Raw genomic sequence first — 23,055 nt, forward strand, 5'->3', positions numbered from 1 at the left:
CGCCCCTACCAGCGCGCCGTGTCGGTGCAGGCTTGCCTGCGCGCAGGCGGCAAGCACAACGACCTGGAAAACGTGGGCTACACCGCGCGCCACCACACCTTCTTTGAAATGCTGGGCAACTGGAGCTTTGGCGACTACTTCAAGCGCGAGTCGCTGAAATGGGCCTGGGAGCTGCTGACCGAGGTGTACCAGCTGCCCGCCGACCGCCTGCTGGCCACCGTGTACCAGGAAGACGACGAGGCCTACGACATCTGGACGAAAGAAATCGGCCTGCCGCCCGAGCGCGTGATCCGCATTGGCGACAACAAGGGCGGGCGCTACAAATCCGACAACTTCTGGATGATGGCCGACACCGGCCCCTGCGGCCCGTGCTCCGAGATTTTTTACGACCACGGCGACCACATCCCCGGTGGCCCCCCCGGCAGCCCCGATGAAGACGGCGACCGCTTCATCGAAATCTGGAACAACGTGTTCATGCAGTTCAACATGGACGAAACCGGCGCCGTCACGCCGCTGCCCGCGCCTTGTGTGGACACCGGCATGGGCTTGGAGCGTCTGGCCGCCATCCTGCAACACGTACACAGCAACTACGAAATCGACATCTTCGACCAGCTCATCAAGGCTGCCGCCCGCGAAACCGGCGTGACCGACCTGAACAACAAGAGCCTGCGCGTGATTGCCGACCACATCCGCGCCACGGCGTTTTTGGTGAGCGATGGCGTCATCCCCAGCAACGAAGGCCGGGGCTACGTGCAGCGCCGCATCGTGCGCCGGGCCATCCGCCACGGCTACAAGCTGGGCCAGAAGACCCCGTTCTTCCACAAGCTGGTGGCCGACCTGGCGCGGCTGATGGGCGATGCCTACCCGCAACTGCGCGCGCAAGAGCAACGCATCACCGACATCCTCAAGACCGAGGAAGAGCGCTTCTTTGAAACGCTGGCCCACGGCATGGAGATTATTGATGTCGCTATTCAGCAGCTTGAGTTGGAGTCAGCGAAGAAGGAAATTAAACAGAGTTTGGCTGCAAATCAGGTGTTGCCGCCGCAAGCAGCGTGGCGTGTGTTGCCTGGGGAGGTGGCCTTCAAGCTGCACGATACCTACGGCTTTCCGCTGGACTTGACCAACGACGTGTGCCGTGAGCGCGACGTTGAAGTGGACGAGGCAGGCTTCCAAGTAGCCATGGAGCGCCAAAAAGCCCAGGCGCGCGCCGCAGGCAAGTTCAAGATGGACAAGGCGCTGGAATACACCGGCGCGGGCAACCAGTTTGTGGGCTACGAGCAGCTGCAATCCACTGCAAAAATCGTAGCGCTCTACGCAGACGGGGTGAGCGTTGCAGCCCTGAAGCAGGGTCAAACCGGGGTGGTGGTGCTCGACAGCACACCGTTCTACGCCGAAAGCGGCGGCCAGGTGGGCGACGAGGGCGTGATCACCAGCGGCTCGGCCCGCTTTGCCGTGGGCGACACGCTCAAGATCAAGGCCGACGTGTTCGGCCACCACGGCCAACTCGATGAAGGCACGCTGAACGTGGGCGACCATGTGGCGGCTGCCGTCAACACGGCGGTGCGCGCGGCCACGGTGCGCAACCACTCGGCCACGCACATCATGCACAAGGCCCTGCGCGAGGTGCTGGGCGCGCATGTGCAGCAAAAAGGCAGCCTGGTCAACGCCGAACGCACGCGCTTTGACTTTGCCCATGGTGCCCCCGTGAGCGCCGCCGAAATCCGCGAGATCGAGCGCCGCGTGAACGAAGAAATCCTGGCCAACGCCGCCACCCAGGCGCGCGTGATGGACATTGAAAGCGCACAAAAAACCGGCGCCATGATGCTGTTTGGCGAAAAGTACGGCGAAACCGTGCGTGTGCTCGACATCGGCACCAGCCGCGAGCTGTGCGGCGGCACGCACGTGCAGCGCACGGGCGACATCGGTCTGTTCAAGGTGGTGGGCGAGGGCGGCGTGGCCGCTGGTGTGCGCCGCATCGAAGCCGTGACGGGCACCAACGCGCTGGCCTATCTGCAAAACCTGGAAGACACCGTGCAGCAGGCCGCTGGCACCCTCAAAGCGCCCGTGGCCGAGCTGAACGCCCGCATCACCCAGGCGCTGGACAATGCCCGCACCCTCGAAAAAGAAGTCGCCGCGCTCAAGGGCAAGCTGGCCTCCGCGCAGGGCGATGAGCTGCTGACGCAGGCCGTGGACGTCAAGGGCCTGAAGGTGCTGGCCGTGGTGCTGCCCGGCGCCGACGCCAAGACCCTGCGCGAGACCATGGACAAGCTCAAGGACAAGCTCAAAACCGCCGCCATCGTGCTGGCCGCCGTCGATGGCGACAAGGTGCAGATTGCCGCAGGCGTCACAGCCGACAGCGTGGGCCGCATCAAGGCCGGTGAGCTGGTCAACTTTGTCGCCCAACAGGTGGGCGGCAAGGGCGGTGGCAAGCCCGACATGGCCATGGCCGGTGGCACCGATGCCGCGCAGCTGCCAGCCGCACTGGCCTCGGTGGTGGGCTGGGTGACGCAGAAGGTGTGATGGCGGGCGGCTGTGCCCGCTGATTGGTAGAAAAAGGGGGTGACGCAAAGGCGTTTACCCCTCACTATGGGGAACATGGATTCCCCGCGAGACAGCACCCCCGAGCCCCGCCAACCACCCCAGCGCCCCGCCCTGGATGCGGGGCTGGCGCTGTCACTGCCCTGGTGGCGCCGCGCCACAGTTCGGTTTGAGGTGCTGACCGCATCGGTCGTGGTGCTGGCCATGCTGCTGCTGACGGCGCTGATGACCTACCAGATCAGCACCAGTGCCCGCCAGGCCATCATGGCCGCCTCCAGCGACAGTGCGCATCGTGTGAGCCTCTTGGTCAGCGAGCGCATGCACCGCATCGTGAACCCGGCAGATGCCACTTTGCGGCTGCTGGCATTTGATCCCGTTACCACGGCCCCCACCCTGGCGCAGCGCCTGCGCCGCCTGCCGGTGCTGGTGCGTTTGCTCCACCAGAACCAGCTGCTGTCAGCGGTGTACGTGGGCTACCCCGATGGGCAGTTTCTGCTGGTGCGGCCACTGCGCAACGCGGCTTTGCGCGCGCAGGAGGGGGCGCCCCCCCATGCCGCGTTTTTGCTGCAGTCCGTGGCCCGGGAGCAGGGCAGCGGCGCGCCGCTGGTAGGGCGCTGGAGCTTTTACGATGCGCAGCTGGAACTCGTGAGCACGTCGATACGCCCGCAATACCGCTTTGACCCGCGCACCAGGCCCTGGTATGCCGAGGCGGTGCAGACCAAGGCGCAAATTCTCACGGCGCCCTACGTGTTTTTTACCACCCATGAAATGGGCGTCACTCTGAGCCAGCCCAGTGAAGAGGGCGGCGCGGTACTGGGACTGGATGTGGCACTGACCGATCTGGGCCGGGAAATCGGTGGTTTGCGCCTGGTGCCGCGCACGGAAATCGCGGTGTTGGACAAGGAGGGTCGGGTGCTGGCCTACCCCGACATGTCCCGCGTGTTGCAGCGCGAAGGCGATCAGGCCCGCATGCGCCCCTTGAGCGAGCTGGGGGTGCCCAGCCTGATGGCCATCCACACGCTGGGCATGAAGCCGGGCGAGTCGCGCCGCTTTGAGGCCCAGGGCGAAGAGTGGCTGGGCCAGGTGCAACCGTTGCAGTCCATGCGCTGGCGGGATTTGCACCTGTTGATGGCCATGCCCACCGCTGAACTGCTCTCTGACCTGAACCGCGATCTGCGCCGCCAGCTGTGGCTGTCACTGGGCCTGATCGGCCTGCTGCTGCCATTGGGGTGGATAGCCGGGCGGCGTGTGGGCAGCAGCCTCAGTGGCCTGGCGGCCCAGGCGCAGTCGCTGGCACTGTTTGATTTTCGCCGTCCCCAGCGCCGCGCCTCCCCCGTGCGCGAGGTGCGCGAGCTGGGGCTGGTGATGGACCGCATGTCCGCCACCATCGAAGATTTTTTGCGCATCAGCCGCCATATCAGTGCCGAGTCGCGCCTGGATGTGATGCTCTCCAGCGTGCTGTACGAGCTGGTGCAGGCCAGCATTTGCAGCGGCGGCGCGGTGTACCTGGTCGATGGCGACAGCACCCACCTGGAGCGCACTGCCCGTTACTGCGCCGACCCGCAAGACCAGCCGCTGTACCCCGAGCAACTGGGCATGGCGCACTTCATCAACTACACCGAGCACCCGCTGGACGATGTGCTGGCCGCACCAGGCGCGCCAGATGGAGCACTGGCCCAGCAGGTGCTGCGCGTGCAGCTGCGCACGCGCGGCGGCCAGCCCCTGGGCCTGCTGGTGCTGCGCTACGTGCAAGACCGGCGCCAGGGCGAGGGGCACTTCCGCGCTTTTGTCGAAAAACTCTCGGGCACCTTGTCAGTGGCCATCGAAACGCGCAACCTCATCGAAGGCCAGCGCAAGCTGTTTGATGCCGTCATCCGCGTGCTGGCCGACACCATCGACGCCAAAAGCCCCTACACCGGCGGCCACTGCGAGCGCGTGCCCCAGCTCGCAGAGGCCGTGATGCAGCGCATGTGCGATGCGCGCGAAGGGCCTTTTGCCGACGTCTCCATGACCGAGGCCGAGCTGTACGAGTTCCGCCTGGGCGCCTGGCTGCACGACTGCGGCAAAGTGACCAGCCCCGAGCACATCATCGACAAGGCCACCAAGCTGGAGACGCTCTACAACCGCATCCACGAGGTGCGCATGCGCTTTGAGGTGCTGTGGCGCGACGCCGAGCTGGATTATTGGAAGCAGATTATTTCTGGCGCTGAACCTGCGCAGATAGAGCGCGAGCTGCTACAAAAGAAAGAGCAATTGCAGGCCGACTTTGCCTTTGTGGCGCAAAGCAACGTGGGCGGCGAATCCATGGCCGATGCCGATGTGCAGCGCCTGCACGCCATCGGTGTGCAGCGCTGGCAGCGCCATTTTGACGACCGCATCGGCCTGTCGCGGGCCGAGCACGAGCGGCTGCTGGGCGTGCCCATACCGCCCTTGCCCGCGCAGGAGTTTTTGCTGGCCGACCGGCCCGAGCACGTCGTGTCCTGGGGCGCGCGCCGCCCGCCGGTAGAGGCGGGCAATCCGGCCAACCGCTGGGGCTTTGACATGGTGCTGCCGCCCCAGGAGGTACACCTGGGCGAGCTGCACAACCTGGCCGTGCGCCGGGGCACGCTGACCGACGAAGACCGCTTCAAGATCAACGACCACATCGTGCAGACCATCATCTTGCTCAGTGGCCTGCCGTTTCCGCCGCACCTGGCGCGCGTGCCAGCCATTGCCGGCTCGCACCACGAAAAGCTCGATGGCACCGGCTACCCGCGCCGCCTCAAGGCCGACCAGCTCACGCTGGCCGATCGGGTGATGACGCTGGCCGACATCTTCGAGGCGCTGACGGCCTCCGACCGGCCCTACAAGCCGCCCAAAACGCTGTCCGAGGCGCTGTCCATCATGGCGCGCATGGTGCGCGAGCAGCACATCGACGAGGAGGTGTTCCGGTTCTTTTTGCGCAGCGGCGTTTGGCAGGACTATGCCCAGCGCTTTTTGCCCGACAGCCAGCGCGATAGCGTGGACTTGGACGCCATCGAGCAGTTGCTCTACCGCAAGCCGAAGCTGGTGTAGCGGTGGGGGCGCTCAGAACAATTCGACGTCGTCGTGGGCCACCTGGGTGACCAGATCGCCGCTGGCGATCAGGTCGTCGTAGAAGCAGACCTGGTTGCGGCCATGCTCTTTGGCGTAGTACAGCGCCTGGTCGGCCTGGCCCAGAATTTCCACGGGCAAGCCCAGGGCGGTGCCGACAAAGCCAATGCTGACGGTGACCTGTCCCACCTGCGGAAACGGGTACTCCTGTACCGCCAGGCGAAAGCGGTTGAACACTTTGTGCGCCACGTCCAGGCTGGTCGAGCGCAGCAGCACCACAAACTCCTCGCCGCCAAAGCGAAAAATGCGGTCGTGGGTGCGAAATGAGCTGCGCAGGATGTTGGCCAGCAAAATCAGCACTTCATCGCCATACAGGTGGCCAAAGCGGTCGTTGACCTGTTTGAAATGGTCAATGTCCACCACGGCCAGCCACTGCTGGCGCGGCCCGTCGGCCACGTCTTCGTGGCAGTCTGCCTGGGGCAGTTCGGTCAGCTGCGTGGCGGGTGGACGGTAACTGGCATGGCGCGAGAACTGCTCGTCAAACGTCTTGCGGTTGTACAGGCCCGTGAGGGCATCGCGCTCGCTGTAGTCCAGCAGGCTTTGGTAGTTTTGGTAGACGTTGAAGATGCCGGTGATCACATCCAGCCGGTGCGCCGAGAAGGGGCGGCTCTGGCTGATTTCCAGGCAGGTGGTGGCCTTGTCGTGCATCCAGACGGGCAGCCACAGCGTGTAGCGGCCCTTGCCGATGCGTGCCTGTGCGTGGGCCGTGCGCTCGCTCACGCAGGCGTGCAGCGCCGGGTAATGGGCCAGTGGCTCGCGGTGCGGGTCTTTGGCGGCTTCTTCGTCGTTGGATATCCAGTCGCTGGCGCCTTGCCAGGTGCGTGGGCGCACCTGGGGCACATCGTTGATGGTGAACATTTCCAGCGCCCGCACCTGCGTGATGCCCGAGAGCTTTTGCAGCGTGGACAGGACGGAGATTTCCAGTCGCAGGTGGTCGCGCTGGCCTGTCATTTCCACAAGGTTTTGCAAGATGGGTTTCATGGCAATGGCAATGGCGGCTGGTAACGGGAAGCCAAGGGGGGCGGTCAGGCGCGGCGCAGGAACACCAGATCCCAAACGCCGTGGCCCAGGCGCAGACCCCGGTTTTCGAACTTGGTCAGCGGGCGGTAGTCGGGTTGCGGGGCGTAGCCGCTGGCGCTGTTGGCCAAGAGCGGCTCGGCGCTGAGCACCTCCAGCATCTGTTCGGCGTAGGGCTGCCAGTCGGTGGCGCAGTGCAAATAGCCGCCCGGCTTGAGGCGCGCGGCCAGCTTGGCCACCAGGGGCGGCTGGATCAGGCGGCGCTTGTTGTGCTTTTTCTTGTGCCAGGGGTCGGGAAAAAAGATGTGGACGCCATCGAGGCTGCCCGGCGCCAGCATGTGGTCGATGACCTCGACGGCGTCGTGTTGCAGGATGCGGATGTTGGTCTGGCCCTGCTCGCCCAGGCGCTTGAGCAGCGCGCCCACGCCGGGCTCGTGCACTTCGCAGCACAAGAAGTTGTCGTCGGGGCGCACGCGGGCGATGTGGGCGGTGGCCTCGCCCATGCCGAAGCCGATTTCCAGAATCAGCGGTGCGCTGCGGCCAAAGGCGGCGTTGGCGTCCAGCGGCTGGGGGCTGTAGGGCAGGATAAAGCGCGGCCCCAGGTCTTCAAACGCCTTGGCCTGGCCGGTGGTGGTGCGGCCAGCGCGGCGGACAAAGCTCTTGATGGTTTTGGGGTAGGCCACGCCAGCGGGTGCGCCATGCTGGGCGGCGGCAGCGGCGGTGTCAGTGGCCGTGGCGGCAGGGTGGGGCATGGCGCTGGGAGCGGGGGCGCTGGCTGCGCCAGCGTCGGGTGTGGGGAGGGTGTTTTGGGGTTCAGTCACGGGGCAGATTGTAGAGAGGCATCCAGGCCCTGACCCACAGTGCGAGGGCTTCTGGCAACGCAATTTCGCCGTGATGTGACAAGGATGACAAGCCCAGCACGGTGGCAGCGGCTGACAGTGCCTGCAAGGGCTGGCGCAGGTCGATGGCGGGCGCGCCGTGCTGCTTGGAGAGCTTCTCGCCATCGGCGGCGCGCACCAGCGGGGTGTGCAGGTAGTGCGGCGTGGGCACGCCCAGCGCATGCTGCAACAGCATCTGGCGCGGTGTGTTGTCGGCCAAATCCTCGCCGCGCACGATGTGGGTGATGCCTTGGGCGGCGTCGTCCACCACCACGGCCAACTGGTAGGCCCACAGGCCATCGGCGCGCCGCAGCACAAAGTCGCCCACGCTGGCGGGCACGTCTTGTTGCTGTGCGCCTAAGCGGCGGTCTTGCCAGTGCAGGGTATTGTTTGCTATTAAAAACGAAGCTGCTTGCGCGCACTGGTAGGGCATTTGAGCCAGTTTTGACCATACATCGTGTGCGTTGAAGCGCCAGGCCCGCGCGCTTCGGCCATGCAGGCCGCTGCGGCAGGTGCCGGGATAGGGCAGCTCGGTGTGGCGCTCGCGGGCGTGGCCTTGGGCGGCGTGGGCCAGGGCGATGTCTTTGCGCGAGCAGGCACAGGGGTAGGCCAAGCCGCGCGCCAGCAGAGCGTCCAGGGCGGCTTGGTAGGCGCTGGCGCGGCTGGATTGCCACAGCACAGGGCCGTCGGGGTGCAGGCCGCAGGTGGCCAGCTGGTGCAGGATGTGTTCGGCAGCGCCGCTTTGGCAGCGCGGCGTGTCCACGTCTTCGATGCGCACCAGCCATTGCCCGCCGTGGGCGCGCGCGTCCAGCCAGCTGGCCAGCGCCGCTACCAGCGAGCCCGCGTGCAGCGGCCCCGTGGGCGAGGGTGCAAACCGGCCCACGTAGCCGCCCGCCGTGGGTGCCGCAGCGGCGGTGGCGGGCGCAGCGGTGGGCACGCTCAGGCTCATGCCACAGCGGCTTGCGGGCTGGGAAATTGCGTGGTCACGGCCAGGGCCAGCTCCAGACCCGAGACAAAGGCATCTTCCAGGCGGTGGCCCAGGCACCAGTCGCCGCAGGCACCGATGCCGGTTTTGCCATCCCACAGGTGCGATTCGCCCAGGGGCTGTGTGGTCTGGGCGTAGCGCCAGCGGCGCAGCGCAACATAGCCGGGCTCGGCCCGGATGCCGGTGACTTCGCCAAACGCTTTGAGCAGCTTGGCCTGCACGCGCTCGCTGTCGTCTTCCAGGTGTTCGTGCGACCAGGCTGGGCTGGCCTGCACCGTCCAGCGCTCTACGCTGCTGCGTTTGGGTTTGGAGGATTCGCGGGCCAGCCAGGCAATGCGGTGGTGGGTGCTGCGCGCGGCGTTCCACTGCGGGCCCAGCGTGGTCAGGCCCGGGCGCACGGCCTGCGGAAAGGCCAGCATCAGCGTCCAGCACGGGGCCGTGACCACATTGGCCATGGCGGCCACCAGCGGTGTTTTCAGGGCCGAGGCGTCGAGCAGCGCACGCGCCGGGTCGGCGGGCTGGGCCAGCAGCACGCCATCAAAGCCTGCCACCACCTGTTGGGCGCCATCGGCGCTTTCGGCGTGTACCTGCCATTGGCCTGCGTCCAGCCGGTCGCGCTGGATGCGCACCACATGCGCATTCAGGTGCAGGTTGCCCGCTTGCAGCAGCGGCTGGGCCCAGGCCTGTGCCAGGGCATCCATGCCAGGGCTGGCCACCCAGTGCGGCTCGTTGGTGGGCTGGCTGGCCGCGCTGACCCGCCCGGTGGCGTCGAGTACGCGCACGGCATTGGCGCTCCAGGGGCGAAACACCCCTGGCACCGTGTCCAGGGCCTGGCCAAAGCGCTCGTCGCGCACGGTGAAATACTGAGCACCTGCATCAAAACTGCCAAAGGGCGAGTCGTGCGTGGCGGTGCGCCCGCCCACCCGGTCGGTTTTTTCAAACACCGTGACGCGGTGGCCAGCCTGCACCAGCGTGCGGGCGCAGGCAATGCCAGCCAGCCCGGCGCCGATGACGGCAAAGTGGCGTGGTGCGGTACCCGTCTCGGGGGCGCTGGCAGCGCTGGCGGCAGAAGAGGGACGGCGGCGGGGTGCTGGAGCGGGGGAGCGGGGGGGCATGAAAGGCCTTTCAGAGGGCGGAGGAGGAATATCGAATAGAGGAGGGCCACTCTACACGCCAGCGGCCATGCGGTGCGCCTGCATGGGGTGGTTTTCGAGCAGCGCGGCCTGGGTGGTGGGGCTTTGCAATTGGCCCAACCACCACTGCAAGGCGCGCCCGCCCACGGGCTGGGCGGCGCCGTTCCAGGCGCAGTACATGCGCACGTTGCGCGCGGGCCGGGCCACGCGGCGCGTGACCAGGTGCCCGGCAGCGATGTAGGGCCGGGCCATGGGCTCAGGCAAGAAACCGTAGCCCAGGCCGCGCAATTGGGTTTGCACTTTGGCCTGCATCGAGTCCACCGTGAGCACGTCCTGCCCACCCAGCAGCCCCATGCTGACGCGGCCACTGTGCGCCGAATCGGCCACGGCCACCAGCCGGTGGCCCAGCAAGGTGGCATCGGTCAGCGGCTCGGGCAGCGCGGCCAGGGGGTGGTGCGGGGCCACGGTAAAAATGAAAGCGACTTCGCCCAGCAAACCCAGCTGCACGCCCGCCACGTTGGAGGTGTTGACCGCCACGCCAATGGCCAGATCGGCGCGGCCCGAGGTCAGCGCCTCCAGGGTGCCGGTGAGGATTTCCTCGCGCAGCTTGAGCTGGGTGGGCGGGGCCAGGGCGTAAAAAGCCTCGGCCAAATCCAGCACCGTGCCGGGCGAGATGGCGCCATCCACCGACACGGTGAGCTGCGGCTCCCAGCCCGTGGCCACGCGCTGCACCCGGTGCGCCACGGTGTCTATCTCTTGCAGCAGGCGTGCGGCCTCGCGCAGCAGTTCGGCGCCCGCCTGCGTGGGCCGCGCCTGGCGCGCGCTGCGGTCAAACAGCAGCACATCCAGGGCGTCCTCGATCTGGCGCACCCGGTAGGTGAGGGCACTGGGTACCAGCCCCAGGTGGCGTGCAGCGGCGGCAAAGCTGCCCGTCTGGGCAATGGCTTGCAGCATGGAGAGGCTCTCGGGCGTCAAAACATTGCGCGGACTTTGCATGCTCTACCCATGTGGATTGAATATTTTTGAAATGCCCCGTCAATTGTGCTGCACCGCGCCACGCCCCAGGCGGCCTACAGTGGGGGTACTTACCAGGAGATGTTGATGCTGACCATCCGCAAATCACAAGACCGGGGCTATGCCGACCACGGCTGGCTGCGCTCCCACCACAGCTTTTCTTTTGGGCACTACCACGATCCGCTGCACATGGGCTTTGGCAACCTGCGCGTGATCAACGAGGACTACATCGCCCCCGGCACCGGCTTTGGCAGCCACGGCCACCGCGACATGGAAATCATCAGCTACGTGCTCTCGGGTGAGCTGGCGCACCAGGACAACCTGGGCAACGTCACCGCCATTGCGCCCGGCGACGTGCAGCGCATGAGCGCAGGCAGCGGCGTGGTGCACAGCGAGTTCAACCATGCGCCGGGCCAGACCACGCACTTTTTGCAAATCTGGCTGCAGCCCAACCTGCATGGCATCGTGCCCAGCTACGAGCAGGCGCATTTTCCGCAGGCTGACAAACGCGGTCTGCTGCGGCTGGTGGCGTCGCCCGATCGCGCGCTGGGATCGGTGCGCATCCATGCCGATGCCCGCCTGTACGCAGGGCTGTTCGACGCCGGGCAATCGGCCACGCGGGTGCTCAACCCGGAGCGCAAGTGCTATGTGTTTTTGGTGCGCGGGGCGCTGGAGGTCAATGGCCAGCCGCTGTCGGCGGGAGATGCGGCGCTGCTGGAGAACGAGTCGCTGCTGTCACTGGGCCGCGCCCAGGACGCGGAAGTGCTGGTGTTTGATCTGGCGGCCTGAAAATTTGAGCCAAAACGGCCTCTAGCGCCTGCCAGATAAGCGCCATTAGCTCACATTTCAGGAGCAATTTCAGGCTGCGTGGACAGGTCGCTTTGCAGCACGCGGCGGCCATCAAAGACGAAGCAGCCGCCGTGGTAATGGGCGCCGTCGGTTTCCTCAAAGTATTTGAGGATGCCGCCTTCGAGCTGGTACACGTGCTCCAGCCCTTCCTCGCGCATGAGCAGGGCGGCTTTCTCGCAGCGGATGCCGCCGGTGCAAAAGCTGACCACCGTTTTGTCTGCCAGTGCGGCTTTGTGCGCGCGCAGTGCGTCGGGAAACTCTGTGAACTTGGTGATGCGCCAGTCGATGGCGCCATCGAACGTGCCCGCGTCCACCTCGAAGTCGTTGCGCGTGTCCAGCGTGACCACGGGCCGGCCACTGTCGTCGTGGCCCTGGGCCAGCCAGCGGTGCAGCGTGGGCGCATCCACCGCAGGCGCGCGGCCCGCACTGGGCACGATGGCGGGGCGGTCCATGCGGATGATCTCGTGCTTGACCTTGACCAGCATTTTGCGAAACGGCACCTGCGCCGACCAGCTCTCTTTGGGCTGCAGGTCGGCAAAGCGGGCATCGGTGCGCAGCGCATCGACAAAGCCGCGCACGGCCTGCGCGCTGCCCGCCAGAAAGAAGTTGATGCCTTCTTCGGCCAGCAAGATGGTGCCTTTGAGGTCGGCGGCCAGTGCTTGCGCGTGCAGCGCCTCGCGCAGGGCCTGCGCATCGGGCAGCGGCACAAATTTGTAGCAGGAAATATTCAGGATGGGGGTCACGGCGCGCTCCTGCGCAAAAGGGGCCCCGGCGCCCGCAGCGCCCTCAGGCGGCATGGCGCAGCAGGGTTTCTTGGAACTTGTTGGCCAGTTGGGCTACGGCCAGCGCTGCCGGGCAGCCCGGGTTGAGCAGTTGCAGCAACTGGCGGCGCATGACGGCCTCGCGCACGGCGGGGTCGGCGGGAATGTCGCCCATGTGGATCAGGCGCAGCGGGCGGCCCGAGTCGGTCATGACAAAGCGGTCGAGCACCTGCTGGAGCTGGCCGGTGATGGCCCTGCCATCGCCCGGGCGCGCGGCCTGGTTGACGATCATGCGCACATGCTGGCGCTTTTGCTGCATGGCCAGCACCTTGATGGCGGCGTAGGCATCGGTGAGCGAGGTGGGCTCGGGGGTGGCCACGATCAGCACCTCGGAGGCCAGCGAGATCGAGAACAGCACCACCTCGGAGATGCCCGCGCCCGTGTCCAGCAAGATCACGTCAAAGTAGGGCGCCAGCTTTTGCACGGCGTGGAAGAACTGGCTGCGCACTTCGGGCGTGAGGCGCGAATACTCGACCATGCCCGAACCTGCCAGCACCACCGAAAAGCCCCCTGGCGCGGCGATGACGGCTTCTTCCAGGCGCGCTTTGCCGGTAAAGACGTCGTGCAGGGTGACTTTGGGGTGCAGGTTGAGCACCACGTCCAGGTTGGCCAGGCCCAGGTCGGCATCGAGCACCAGCACGCGCTGGCCCCGGCGTGCCAATGCAGCGGCCAGGTTGGCAGAGACAAAGGTTTTGCCCACACCGCCCTTGCCACTGGTCACGGCAATGATGCGGGCACCGGTCTGCGCGGGCGCAGGGCTGGCGTCCGCTGGGATGGGTTGGGTGGACGGCGCGTCGCTCATCTCATCGCTTTCAAAATGCGCTGTCGGTGGGATCTTGGGGGGGCAGATCGCCCCAGCCAGACGGCGGATAGAGGGTGCCAAACAGCAAACCTTTCTCTTCAGCGGTCACAGTGCTGCTGGGTTCTTCTTCAAGATGCACACGGTTGCGACCGGCCGATTTTGCCTTGTAGAGTTGCAGGTCGGCGCGATCGACCCACAACGAGGTAGTCGAGCGTATCCATTGCAATGCAAAGGCGCCGCCAATACTGATGGTGATATGCAGCTCCTTGGAAGGGGCGATGCGTACCGGCGTTTTTTCGATGGCCATGCGGATGCGCTCGGCCACGATGTGGCCAAACGCCGCCTGGCAACCGGGCAGCACCACGGCGAATTCTTCGCCGCCGTAGCGCGCCAGGGTGTCCATGGGGCGCACGCAGGTGCTCAGTGTGCGTGCCACATCCTGTAGCACCCGGTCGCCTGCGATGTGGCCGTGGGTGTCGTTGACGGTCTTGAAATGGTCTATGTCCAGCAGCAGCAGCAGCGCCGACTCGCCCGAGCGGGCTACGCGGTCAATCTCGCGCTCCAGCACGCTGAGGAAATAGCGCCGGTTGGCCAGCCCTGTCAACGGGTCTTTGAGGGAGAGTTCGCACAAACCGTCGATCAATTCTTGCAGGTAGCGTTCGGGCGCCGCAGCCTCGGGCGACTGCGCAGACGCGCCGACCAATGCCTGGGCGGTTTCCAGGCGCAGATCACGCAAGTCAACGAGGTGGGGGGAGGCTGTAGGGGGCACGGCGGGGGTGGGCACAGTGCTGGCAGTGTAACCGTGCATCCGCCTTTCCAAAGGGCCAAAGGGGTTTTGCGCAGCGCTTGGATTGCCTGAATAGCAGGTGCATTGCCGTGCAAATTGGTCGAATGGCTTTTTTTAGGGGTAAATACTGACTCCAAGGCATACGCAGACTGCGCTGGCTGCTCTTGTTTTTGATGGCTTTGGGGCCACGCGCACAGCCCCTGTGCACGCCACAAATCGCGCCGCTATGATGGGTTGGGCCGTGTTTTTGCGGTCTTTCTCTGTTCAGGAGGCGCTATGAGCCAATTCCATATTGCTGTCATCGTCGGTAGCTTGCGCAAGGACTCTTTCAACCGCCAGTTGGCCACAGCGCTGGCGCGGCTGGCACCGGCAGATTTCCACCTGACGCAGCTGCGTCTGGACGATCTGCCGCTGTACAACCAGGACGATGATGGCCAGCAGGCGGCCCCGGTGCTGCGCCTCAAGAGCGAGATCCAGGCGGCGCAGGGCCTGATGTTTGTCACGCCAGAATACAACCGCTCGATTCCGGGCGTACTCAAGAACGCCATCGACCACGCTTCGCGCCCCTACGGCCAGAACGCCTGGGCGGGCAAGCCTGCGGGGGTGTTGGGCGTGTCGGTCGGGGCCATCGGTACGGCGCTGGCGCAGCAGCACCTGCGCAACATCCTGGCCTACCTGGATGCGCCCACCCTGGGCGCACCCGAAGCGTTCATCCAGGCCAAAGAGGGGTTGTTCGATGCCGACGGCCAGGTGGGCCAGGCCAGCCGGGCGTTTTTGCAGGGCTGGATGGATCGCTACGTGGCTTGGGTGAAGAAACACGCCTGACGCACAGCCGCCGCGCGGTCTGCGGGCACGCTGTGGGCGTGCGCAGGCCGGTGCCGGGGGCGGGTGCCGCAGGGTTTTGAGCGTGTTTGGGGTGCTCCCAGTTAGGTAATATTGCGCCGCAGCATCCCTGCGGCGCTTTGGCGTGTGCAGCGGTTTTTGACACGATGCCCAGGCGCCAGAGCCTCAACCGACTCTTTTCATGACACCAAAACCCCCCTCCTTGCTGAGCCGCATTGCGCTGGCCATCAGCAGCTTTTTCTCCATCATTGGCAACCCCGAGTTTGCCGCTGGCGTGGCCCAGCTGCGCCAGGGCGGCGCCCCGGCGCCGGCGCCTGTCGTGCCCCCGGCGCCCGTGCCTGCACCCGCACCGGTGGCGCCGCCTGCGCCCGTGCCACCTCCCGCACCCGTGCCTGCACCGCCACCGCCCCTGCAAGCCCTGCCCGAAGCGGCTGCACTGCAATTGCTGGGCCTGCTGCAGCGCGATGCGCGTTTTATCGACTTCATGGAAGAAGACGTGGCCGCCTATGGTGACGCGGACATCGGCGCTGCCGCACGCGTGGTACACGAAGGCTGCCGCAAAGTGCTGCGCGAACACTTCACCATTACCCCTGTGCGCAGCGAGGCCGAAGGCAGCCGCGTCACGCTGGCGGCGGGCTTTGACGCCGCTGCCGTGCGCGTCACGGGCAACGTGGTGGGGCAGGCGCCGTTTGTCGGCACCCTCAGCCACCGTGGCTGGCGCGTGACCGACACCCGCCTGCCCTTGCTGGCCCCGGGCCATGACCCAGCCATCGTCGCCCAAGCGGAGGTAGAACTGTGAACGCGCCCACATCCACACCCACATCCCCCGCGGCCAGCAGCGCGCGCTACACCATCGGCATTGACCTGGGCACCACGCACTGCGCGCTGTCGTGGGTGGACACCCAGGCCAGCGATGGCGAAGCCGTGGTGCAAGGCGTGCTGCAAGTGCCCCAGCTCACCGGCCCCGGCACGCTGGAGGGCAAGCCCCTGCTGCCGTCCTTTTTGTACCTGCCCCACGAGAGCGAGCTGGCACCGGGCGATCTGGCCTTGCCCTGGGCCAGCGCGCAAGACTTTGCTGTGGGCGAATTTGCCCGCACGCGCGGCGCCGCCACGCCGATACGGCTGGTCTCCAGCGCCAAGAGCTGGCTGTGCCACCCTGGTGTGGATCGGCGCGGCGCCATCCTGCCCGCTGATGCGCCCGCCGAAGTGGCACGCATCTCGCCGCTCGATGCCTCGATCCGCTATCTGGCGCATTTGCGCGCTGCCTGGAATGCCCAGCACCCCGAAGCGCCGTTTGACCAGCAAGAGGTCACGGTCACCATTCCAGCCTCGTTCGACCCCGCCGCGCGCGAGCTGACCGCCGAGGCCGCCCAGAGCGCCGGTTTCCAGAACCTCACCCTGCTGGAAGAGCCCCAGGCCGCGCTGTACAGCTGGATTCAGCGCAGCGCGGGCCAGTGGCGCAAAGACGTGCGCCAGGGCGACACCATCCTGGTGGTGGACGTGGGCGGTGGCACCACCGACTTGTCACTGATTGCCGTGCTGGAAAACGAGGGCAACCTGGAGCTGCACCGCGTGGCCGTGGGCGAGCACATCCTGCTGGGCGGCGACAACATGGACTTGGCGCTGGCCTACGGCGTGGCGCGCAAGCTGGCCGCCCAAGGCACGCAGCTCGACCCCTGGCAAACGCGTGCGCTGGCCCATGCCTGCCGCGCTGCCAAAGAGGCGCTGCTCAGCGATCCCACCGTGCAAAGCGTGCCCGTGGTGGTGCCTAGCCGGGGCTCCAAGCTCATTGGGGGTTCCATCCGCACCGAAGTCACGCGCGAGGAACTCACGCAGACGCTGGTGGATGGCTTCTTCCCGCAGGCCGCCGTGTCGGACCAGCCCATCAGCCGCTCACGCGGTGCGCTGACTCAGCTGGGGCTGCCTTATGCGCAGGATGCGGCCATCACCCGCCACCTGGCCGCTTTCTTGAGCCGCCAGCGCGGCGCCACGGCCCAGTTGCAAGGCTTTGGCGTGGCCCAGCCCGAGAGCGCCAGCTTTCTGCACCCCACGGCGGTGCTGTTCAACGGCGGCGTGCTCAAGTCGGGGTTGATTGCCGAGCGCGTGCTGTCCATCCTCAATGGCTGGCTCGGTGCCGATGGGGCTGCGCCCGCGCGGCTGCTGGGCGGGGCTGATCTGGACTTGGCCGTGGCGCGCGGCGCGGCTTATTACGGCTACGTGCGCCGGGGTCGGGGTGTGCGCATCCGGGGCGGCACGGCGCAGGCGTATTACGTGGCGGTGGAATCGGCCATGCCCGCCATCCCCGGCATGGAGCCGCCTATCCAGGCGCTGTGCCTGGCACCTTTTGGCATGGAAGAGGGCAGCGAAGCGCCCCCGCTGGCGCAGGAGTTTGGCCTCATCGTGGGCGAGCCAGTGCGCTTTCGCTTTTTTGGCTCCTCGGTGCGCCGCCAAGACCAAGTCGGCAGCACGCTGGACTTCTGGGGCCCCGAAGAGCTGATTGAGCTGGCCGAAATCGAAGCCAACCTGCCCGCCCAGGGCCGCGCCCCGGGCGATGTGGTGCGCGTCAAGCTGCACGCGCGGGTCACTGAAACCGGCACCCTGGAGCTGGAAGCCTTGCCCGTGGGCGGCAGCGAGCGCTGGAAGGTGCAGTTCGACGCGCGAGGCGACGCCACCCCCGCCCAGCCGTGAGCGCGCGCTACACCGTCGGCATCGACCTGGGCACCAGCCACACCGTGGTGGCCTACGCGCCGCTGGCGGCGGCAGCGGGCCCGGCCTGCATTGCGCTGCTGCCCATACCCCAGCTGGTGGGGCCGGGCGAAGTGGCCGATTCAGCCCTGCTGCCCTCCGTGCGCTACCACCCGGCGCCGGGTGAACTCAGCGCCGCGCAGCTGCAACTGCCCTGGCCTGCGCCGCCCGACGCCCAGGAGCCCCCCGACGCACCGCCTGCCGTGCTGGGTCGCTACGCCCAGGCGCTGGGCGCGCAGGTGCCGGGGCGGCTGGTGGCCAGCGCCAAAAGCTGGCTCTCGCACGCGGGCGTGAACCGAACGGCGGCCATCCTGCCTTGGGGCGCGGGCGATGGCGTGGCCACCGTCTCGCCCGTGCAGGCCAGCGCCAGTTACCTGGCCCATGTGCGTGCGGCGTGGAATGTGCGCTTTGCCGATGCGCCTTTGGAGCAGCAAGACATCGTCCTCACGGTGCCCGCTTCCTTCGATGAAGGGGCGCGTGCCCTGACCCTGGAGGCCGCCCGCCGCGCCGGTCTGCCCACGTTGCGCCTGCTGGAAGAGCCCCAGGCGGCGTTCCACGACTGGCTGTTTCGCCACCGCGCCAGTCTGGCGGCTGAACTGGAGGGCGCGCGCCTGGTGCTGGTGTGCGACGTGGGCGGCGGCACCACCGACCTGACGCTGATCCAGGTCGAGCCCGGCCCGCAGGGCTTGCCCCAGCTCACCCGCATCGGCGTGGGCGAGCACCTGATGCTGGGCGGCGACAACATGGACATGGCGCTGGCCCGGCTGGTGGAGCAGCGCCTGGGCGCCAGCGCGCCCCTGCCCGCAGCGCGCTTTGCCCAGCTGGTGCAGCGGTGCCGTCTGGCCAAAGAACAATTGCTGGCGCCACAGGCCCCCGACCACGCCACCATCACCTTATTGGGCGCGGGCGCGCGGCTCATTGGCGGTGCTGCGTCGGCCACCGTCAGCCGCACGGAAGTCGAGCGCCTGGTGGTCGATGGCTTCCTGCCCGAAGAAGGCGCTGACGTGCGCCCGCAGCGCAGGCGCACTGGGCTGGTGGAATGGGGCCTGCCATACCCCGCCGATGCGGCCATCACCCGCCATGTGGCGGAGTTTCTGGCGCGCCATGCCAGCGCGCCCGATGCCGTGGCGCTGCCCGATACCCTGCTGCTCAACGGCGGCGTGTTCCGTGCCCCGGCCCTGGCCCAGCGCCTGGAGCACACCTTGGCGCGCTGGCGCGGCGCCCCGGTGCGGTTGCTGCACAACGATGCGCCCGATGTGGCCGTGGCCCGTGGCGCCGTGGCTTACGCGCTGGTGCGCGCTGCCCGTGTGCCCGAGTTGGGCCACGGCATTGGCGGTGGTGCCGCGCGCAGTTATTTTTTGGTGCTGGAGGGCCACAGCGGCCCGCTGCGCGGCATTTGCGTGCTGCCGCGTGGCACCCAGGAGGGCGTGGTGGTGGCGCTGCGCGAGCACACCTTCGCCCTGCGGCTGGGGCAGGCGGTGCGCTTCCATCTGGTGTCATCGCTGGCCACCACGCCGTGGCAGGCGGGCGATCTGGTCGATTTGCCCGATGGCGCCATGTCCGCCAGTACCGCCGAGCAGGGCGACTTGGCCTTCCAGCCCCTGCCGCCGCTGCAAACCGTGCTGCCGCTGCCCCCGGGCCAGCAGCGCAAAGACGTGCGTGTACAGCTGACGGCCACCATGACCGAGGTCGGCACGCTGGAGATGCACTGCACCCGCACCGAAGACCCCGGCCAGCGCTGGCTGCTGGCCTTCCAGCTGCGCACCGATGCCGACACCGCCGCCCAGCCGCCCGCCGCCCCGGCCAGCCACCCGCGCCTGCCCGACGCCGTGGCGCTGATCGAGCACATTTTTGGCAGCAGCGCGCACAAACCCGACGCCAAGGAGGTGCGCCAGCTGCGCACCCGCCTGGAGCGCCTGCTGGGCAAGCGCGAAGACTGGGATGTGGCCCTGCTGCGCGCCCTGTTCGATGCCCTGTGGGCGCGCGCCCGCCGGCGCCGCCGCAGTGCCGAGCACGAGCGCACCTGGTTCAATCTGGCTGGCTACTGCCTGCGCCCCGGCGTGGGCGCGCCGCTGGACGCCTGGCGTGTGGAACAAATCTGGACGCTGTTTGCCCAGGGCTTGCAGTACGCCAGCGACAGCGCCAACTGGTCAGAGTGGTGGACGCTGTGGCGCCGCGCCGCCGCTGGACTGCAGCAGCCGGAGCAACTAGTGCTGCTGGAAGCGCTGGTCGGCCATCTGGAAGCCGTGGCCAGCGCCCCCCGGGGCAAATCGCCCCTGCACGGCAGCTACGACGACATGGTGCGCCTGGCCGCCTCGCTGGAGCAGGTGCCCATTGCGCACCGCATTGACGTGGGCCACTGGCTGCTGGAGCGCTTGCAGCGCCCCACAGAAAGTCCGCAGTCCTGGTGGGCCGTGGGCCGTGTGGGCGCGCGCGTGCCGCTGTACGGCAGCGCCCACCACGTGGTGCCGCCCGACACCGCCGCTGCCTGGCTGCAAGTGCTGCTGGCGCAAGACTGGAAAACCGTGGAGCCCGCTGCTTTCGCTGCTGCCCAGATCGCCCGTTGCAGCGGCGACCGTGCCCGCGACGTGCCCGAGCCCCTGCGCGCCGAGGTCATCCGCCGCCTTGTGGCGGCCAAAGCACCGCCCGGCTGGAGCGCCATGGTGCGCGAGGCCGTGCAACTCGACGAAGCCGACCAGCGCCGCAGCTTTGGAGAAACCCTGCCTCCGGGGCTGCAACTGATCGCCGCGCCCGTTTGAGCGTGTGGTGGCTGGCCGGTGTGCCGCCACGACCGTACAAGATAGCTACTATTTTGATAGCTTTTCGCGCACACCAGAAAAGCGCCGGAGGCCATTTTGACCATCAAAAAACCCGGCGCCAGGCCGGGTGGGAGCTGGTGCGCACTGGCACCCGCGCGGGCTGCGCTGCGCTCAGAGCTTGCGCAGGCGCTTGACGTCGATTTCCACCGTGTTGCGGTGGCGCTGGTGATCGACCTCACCGGAGATTTCCACCGTGTCCTGGGGCGACACGGTCTGGCCTTGCCAATGGCGGTCGTCAATTTCCACCTCCACGGTGCCGCTGGCGTCCTTGAAGACATAGTTCTCGCCGCCGGTGTGGCGTTCAATCGTGCCGCGCAGCGTGACCGGGGTGTCGTCGCGCAGCGTCTTGGCGTGCTCGGCGGTCACGATGGTGGAGGGGCCGTTGAACCCACCGCGTGCCGTCGCCTGTGCGCCCGTAAAACCGCCCGTGGCCGGTTGTGCCATGGCCGCGCCAGCCAACAAAACACCCGCTGCAAACATCGAGAAAGTCTTCATGGTTTCGTCCTTCAAAGTACTGAGAAGCCTGCATTGTGAAGACCGATTCTGAGGGCTGGATTAACACCCGCATCCACACTGTTTACTCTTGATTTGATAGCTGCTTGCGCTTACTGGACGGGCCTTAAGCGGTGTTTTGGCTATCCATCTGGCGGGAGAGCGCCTGCGGTGCTGCTGGATACCCGTCGCTGCTGTGCAGGAACTATGGATTTGATAGCTGCTAGCGCCCGATCTGTAAGGGCTAGAGCCTATTTAGGATGCAAAAACCCGGCGCCAGGCCGGGTGTGGGCAGCGGGTGCTGGTGGGCACCCGAAGGGGGCTGCGCGGCGCTCAGGCCGCTTGCGTGGCCTGGGGCTGGTTGGCGGCAGCGGCGGTGATATCGCGGCTGGCGCTGTCCAGGGCCAGGGCCTTGGCGTCGCCGCCCATGGCCACGCCTTCGGCACGCACAAAACGCACATCGGTCACACCGAAAAAGCCCAGCACGGTTTGCAGGTAGCTCTCTTGGTGCTCCATGGCGCGGCCGCCTTCGCTGGTCGAATACACGCCGCCCCGGGTCGAGGCAATGATCACCGTCTTGCCCTTGGCCAGACCTTCGGGGCCGTTGGCCGTGTACTGGAAGGTGCGGCCCGGCTGGGCGATGCGGTCAATCCAGGCCTTGAGCTGCGTGGGAATGCCGAAGTTGTAGAACGGTGCGCCAATCACCACCACATCGGCGGCCAAAAACTGGCTCACCAGCTGCTCGGAGACAGCGTTTTCGCGCTGCTGGGACTCGCTCAAGCCCTCGGTCTGGCCGGTGCGCGGGGCCATGGCATCCATGGTGAAGTGGGCGGGGGCGTTGGTCACCAAGTCAAGGTAACTTACCTGAGTATTCGGGTGACTGGCTTTCCAGGCCTCGACGATTTGTGCCGTCAGTTGGCGCGAAACAGATTGGTTGCCAGTGATGGCCGAATCGATGTGCAGCAGTTGCATGGTTTTCTCCTGAAGGTGGTGGGCGGTGCTCCCCGTGGCGCCGCATTGGTATTGATTATGGGTTTGGCACCATGCGTTGATAAGTGGTCAAATTCGCACTGGTTAGTCCTGTTTTTGGAACAATGAAGCCTGTTATGCAAGACCTGAACGACATGTTGTACTTTGCCGAGGTGGTGGAGCGCGGTGGCTTTGCCGCTGCGGGCCGGGTGCTGGGTGTACCCAAATCGCGCCTGTCGCGCCGCGTCTCGGAGTTGGAAGCGCAGCTGGGTGTGCGCCTGTTGCAGCGCACCACCCGCAAAATCGCCCTGACCGAGGTGGGCGAGGCGTATTTGCGCCACTGCCAGGCCATGCGCGAGTCGGCCCAGGCCGCCTGGGACACGGTGGCCCAGGTGCAGGCGGCGCCGCGCGGCACCATCCGCGTCAGTTGCCCCGTCACGCTGGCGCAAACCGTGCTGGGCGAGCTGATGCCGGTATTTCTGGCGCGCCACCCGCAGGTGCGCGTGGAGATGCAGGTCTCTAACCGGGCCGTGAATTTGGTGGAAGAGGGCGTAGATGTGGCGCTGCGCGTGCGCTCGTCGCTGGACGACAGCGCCAGCATGGTGGTCAAGCGCCTGGACATTGCGCGCCAGGTGCTGGTGGCCAGCCCGGAGCTGCTCATGCGCCAAGGCACGCCCGAAACGCTGGAGGACTTGACGCGGCTCGACAGCATCGCCATGTCCGCGCCCGATGGCCGCGCCACCTGGCACCTTACCGGCCCGCAAGGCGCACACCAAGTGGTACACCACCACCCGCGCTATGTGGCCGATGATTTGCTGACGCTGAAATTTGCTGCGCTGGCGGGCACCGGCATGTGCTGGCTACCCGACTACATGTGCCATGAAGAGATGCGCGATGGCCGTCTGGTGCGCGTGCTGCCCGAATGGGCGCCTACGCCGGGCATCGTGCATGCGGTGTTTCCGTCGCGCCGGGGGCTGTCGCCAGCGGTGCGCAGTTTTCTGGACTATCTGGGCGAGGCCATGCCCGGTCGCAGCAGCCAGCAGGGACGTAGCTGAAACTGCAAGCCAAAACAAAAAAGCCACCGGGTTACGGTGGCTTTTTTGTTGACTGCTAGGCCAGTATTTGGCTCCTCAACCTGGGCTCGAACCAGGGACCTACGGATTAACAGTCCGGCGCTCTACCAACTGAGCTATTGAGGAAAATGGAGCGTAAATGACGGCTGCATTTACTT

At 66.7% G+C, this 23,055-nt stretch carries 18 protein-coding genes and 1 tRNA gene; 8 read left to right on the top strand and 11 right to left on the bottom strand.

All coding sequences use genetic code 11. The features are described 5' to 3' along the window. Both alaS and PHX69_RS04660 read left to right on the top strand, forming a co-directional pair. A partial coding sequence (alaS, locus tag PHX69_RS04655; RefSeq protein ID WP_288042590.1) for an alanine--tRNA ligase occupies positions 1-2,520 on the top strand: 2,520 nt, incomplete at its 5' end. A gap of 75 nt (positions 2,521-2,595) precedes the next feature. After that, the gene (locus PHX69_RS04660) at positions 2,596-5,592 is read left to right on the top strand and encodes an HD domain-containing phosphohydrolase (RefSeq protein ID WP_288042591.1); all 2,997 of its coding nucleotides are present in this window, start codon (positions 2,596-2,598) and stop codon (positions 5,590-5,592) included. A 12-nt stretch (positions 5,593-5,604) separates the two neighbouring features. Here the strand turns inward: PHX69_RS04660 and PHX69_RS04665 are convergent, their stop codons facing one another. The 5 genes from PHX69_RS04665 to PHX69_RS04685 all read right to left on the bottom strand — a co-directional run bounded on the left by PHX69_RS04665 (position 5,605) and on the right by PHX69_RS04685 (position 10,679). Then, positions 5,605-6,651, bottom strand: a complete 1,047-nt coding sequence (locus PHX69_RS04665; protein ID WP_119013472.1) for a GGDEF domain-containing protein — start codon at positions 6,649-6,651, stop codon at positions 5,605-5,607. Positions 6,652-6,695: 44 nt separating this feature from the next. Beyond that, positions 6,696-7,439 (bottom strand): tRNA (guanosine(46)-N7)-methyltransferase TrmB, encoded by a 744-nt coding sequence (trmB, locus tag PHX69_RS04670; protein ID WP_119013483.1) that lies wholly within the window; start codon positions 7,437-7,439, stop codon positions 6,696-6,698. Between the two features lie 61 nt (positions 7,440-7,500). Beyond that, complete coding sequence (gene gluQRS, locus PHX69_RS04675) at positions 7,501-8,514, bottom strand: tRNA glutamyl-Q(34) synthetase GluQRS (RefSeq protein ID WP_288042592.1); 1,014 nt, start codon at positions 8,512-8,514, stop codon at positions 7,501-7,503. Beyond that, complete coding sequence (locus PHX69_RS04680) at positions 8,511-9,665, bottom strand: NAD(P)/FAD-dependent oxidoreductase (protein ID WP_288042594.1); 1,155 nt, start codon at positions 9,663-9,665, stop codon at positions 8,511-8,513. Before PHX69_RS04680 ends, gluQRS begins: the two co-directional genes overlap by 4 nt. Before the next feature lie 51 nt (positions 9,666-9,716). After that, the gene (locus tag PHX69_RS04685; protein ID WP_119013475.1) at positions 9,717-10,679 is read right to left on the bottom strand and encodes a LysR family transcriptional regulator; all 963 of its coding nucleotides are present in this window, start codon (positions 10,677-10,679) and stop codon (positions 9,717-9,719) included. 105 nt (positions 10,680-10,784) lie between these two features. Between PHX69_RS04685 and PHX69_RS04690 the strand changes: the two genes are divergently transcribed. Next, positions 10,785-11,486 (top strand): pirin family protein, encoded by a 702-nt coding sequence (locus PHX69_RS04690; RefSeq protein ID WP_119013484.1) that lies wholly within the window; start codon positions 10,785-10,787, stop codon positions 11,484-11,486. A gap of 50 nt (positions 11,487-11,536) precedes the next feature. Here the strand turns inward: PHX69_RS04690 and PHX69_RS04695 are convergent, their stop codons facing one another. Genes PHX69_RS04695 through PHX69_RS04705 form a run of 3 tightly spaced genes read right to left on the bottom strand, consistent with a single transcriptional unit; the run spans position 11,537 to position 13,977 of the window. Then, positions 11,537-12,289, bottom strand: a complete 753-nt coding sequence (locus tag PHX69_RS04695; RefSeq protein ID WP_288042595.1) for a sulfurtransferase — start codon at positions 12,287-12,289, stop codon at positions 11,537-11,539. Positions 12,290-12,332: 43 nt separating this feature from the next. After that, a complete protein-coding gene (locus PHX69_RS04700; RefSeq protein ID WP_288042596.1) occupies positions 12,333-13,169 on the bottom strand; it encodes a MinD/ParA family protein in 837 nt (278 codons plus the stop codon). Between the two features lie 10 nt (positions 13,170-13,179). After that, entirely contained in the window at positions 13,180-13,977 is a 798-nt protein-coding gene (locus PHX69_RS04705; RefSeq protein WP_119014597.1) for a GGDEF domain-containing protein, read from the bottom strand. A 255-nt stretch (positions 13,978-14,232) separates the two neighbouring features. Here PHX69_RS04705 and PHX69_RS04710 point away from each other — a divergent pair, with 255 nt between their 5' ends. From PHX69_RS04710 to PHX69_RS04725, 4 genes are all read left to right on the top strand, one after another. After that, the gene (locus tag PHX69_RS04710; RefSeq protein WP_288042598.1) at positions 14,233-14,781 is read left to right on the top strand and encodes an NADPH-dependent FMN reductase; all 549 of its coding nucleotides are present in this window, start codon (positions 14,233-14,235) and stop codon (positions 14,779-14,781) included. Between the two features lie 199 nt (positions 14,782-14,980). Next, positions 14,981-15,598: a DUF2760 domain-containing protein gene (locus PHX69_RS04715; protein WP_288042599.1), complete on the top strand. Its 618-nt coding sequence runs from the start codon at positions 14,981-14,983 to the stop codon at positions 15,596-15,598. After that, on the top strand, positions 15,595-17,487 hold the full coding sequence (locus PHX69_RS04720; protein WP_288042601.1) for an Hsp70 family protein: 1,893 nt from the start codon (positions 15,595-15,597) through the stop codon (positions 17,485-17,487). The genes PHX69_RS04715 and PHX69_RS04720 overlap by 4 nt, the downstream gene beginning before the upstream one ends. After that, the gene (locus PHX69_RS04725) at positions 17,484-20,303 is read left to right on the top strand and encodes an Hsp70 family protein (RefSeq protein WP_288042602.1); all 2,820 of its coding nucleotides are present in this window, start codon (positions 17,484-17,486) and stop codon (positions 20,301-20,303) included. Before PHX69_RS04720 ends, PHX69_RS04725 begins: the two co-directional genes overlap by 4 nt. A 171-nt stretch (positions 20,304-20,474) precedes the next feature. On the opposite strand, the gene PHX69_RS04730 is transcribed toward PHX69_RS04725, so the two are convergent. Both PHX69_RS04730 and PHX69_RS04735 read right to left on the bottom strand, forming a co-directional pair. After that, on the bottom strand, positions 20,475-20,858 hold the full coding sequence (locus PHX69_RS04730) for a YgiW/YdeI family stress tolerance OB fold protein (protein WP_288042604.1): 384 nt from the start codon (positions 20,856-20,858) through the stop codon (positions 20,475-20,477). Between the two features lie 330 nt (positions 20,859-21,188). Then, on the bottom strand, positions 21,189-21,827 hold the full coding sequence (locus PHX69_RS04735; protein WP_288042605.1) for an FMN-dependent NADH-azoreductase: 639 nt from the start codon (positions 21,825-21,827) through the stop codon (positions 21,189-21,191). Between the two features lie 134 nt (positions 21,828-21,961). On the opposite strand from PHX69_RS04735, the gene PHX69_RS04740 reads away from it, so the two are divergent. Beyond that, positions 21,962-22,879 (top strand): LysR family transcriptional regulator, encoded by a 918-nt coding sequence (locus PHX69_RS04740; RefSeq protein ID WP_119014590.1) that lies wholly within the window; start codon positions 21,962-21,964, stop codon positions 22,877-22,879. Between the two features lie 68 nt (positions 22,880-22,947). Here PHX69_RS04740 and PHX69_RS04745 read toward each other — a convergent pair. Beyond that, a tRNA-Asn gene (locus PHX69_RS04745) sits at positions 22,948-23,023 on the bottom strand. Positions 23,024-23,055 lie beyond the last annotated feature (32 nt).

This window comes from Simplicispira sp., assembly GCF_028687295.1.
Lineage (GTDB): Bacteria > Pseudomonadota > Gammaproteobacteria > Burkholderiales > Burkholderiaceae_C > Simplicispira > Simplicispira metamorpha.

What these genes read in the sequence shown, in the direction of transcription:
- PHX69_RS04660 (WP_288042591.1), top strand. Translation starts at nt 2,596, where the DNA reads ATGGATTCCCCGCGAGACAGCACCCCCGAGCCCCGCCAACCACCCCAG.
- PHX69_RS04665 (WP_119013472.1), bottom strand. Translation starts at nt 6,651, where the DNA reads ATGAAACCCATCTTGCAAAACCTTGTGGAAATGACAGGCCAGCGCGAC.
- trmB (WP_119013483.1), bottom strand. Translation starts at nt 7,439, where the DNA reads ATGCCCCACCCTGCCGCCACGGCCACTGACACCGCCGCTGCCGCCGCC.
- gluQRS (WP_288042592.1), bottom strand. Translation starts at nt 8,514, where the DNA reads ATGAGCCTGAGCGTGCCCACCGCTGCGCCCGCCACCGCCGCTGCGGCA.
- PHX69_RS04680 (WP_288042594.1), bottom strand. Translation starts at nt 9,665, where the DNA reads ATGCCCCCCCGCTCCCCCGCTCCAGCACCCCGCCGCCGTCCCTCTTCT.
- PHX69_RS04685 (WP_119013475.1), bottom strand. Translation starts at nt 10,679, where the DNA reads ATGCAAAGTCCGCGCAATGTTTTGACGCCCGAGAGCCTCTCCATGCTG.
- PHX69_RS04690 (WP_119013484.1), top strand. Translation starts at nt 10,785, where the DNA reads ATGCTGACCATCCGCAAATCACAAGACCGGGGCTATGCCGACCACGGC.
- PHX69_RS04700 (WP_288042596.1), bottom strand. Translation starts at nt 13,169, where the DNA reads ATGAGCGACGCGCCGTCCACCCAACCCATCCCAGCGGACGCCAGCCCT.
- PHX69_RS04705 (WP_119014597.1), bottom strand. Translation starts at nt 13,977, where the DNA reads ATGCACGGTTACACTGCCAGCACTGTGCCCACCCCCGCCGTGCCCCCT.
- PHX69_RS04710 (WP_288042598.1), top strand. Translation starts at nt 14,233, where the DNA reads ATGAGCCAATTCCATATTGCTGTCATCGTCGGTAGCTTGCGCAAGGAC.
- PHX69_RS04715 (WP_288042599.1), top strand. Translation starts at nt 14,981, where the DNA reads ATGACACCAAAACCCCCCTCCTTGCTGAGCCGCATTGCGCTGGCCATC.
- PHX69_RS04730 (WP_288042604.1), bottom strand. Translation starts at nt 20,858, where the DNA reads ATGAAGACTTTCTCGATGTTTGCAGCGGGTGTTTTGTTGGCTGGCGCG.
- PHX69_RS04735 (WP_288042605.1), bottom strand. Translation starts at nt 21,827, where the DNA reads ATGCAACTGCTGCACATCGATTCGGCCATCACTGGCAACCAATCTGTT.
- PHX69_RS04740 (WP_119014590.1), top strand. Translation starts at nt 21,962, where the DNA reads ATGCAAGACCTGAACGACATGTTGTACTTTGCCGAGGTGGTGGAGCGC.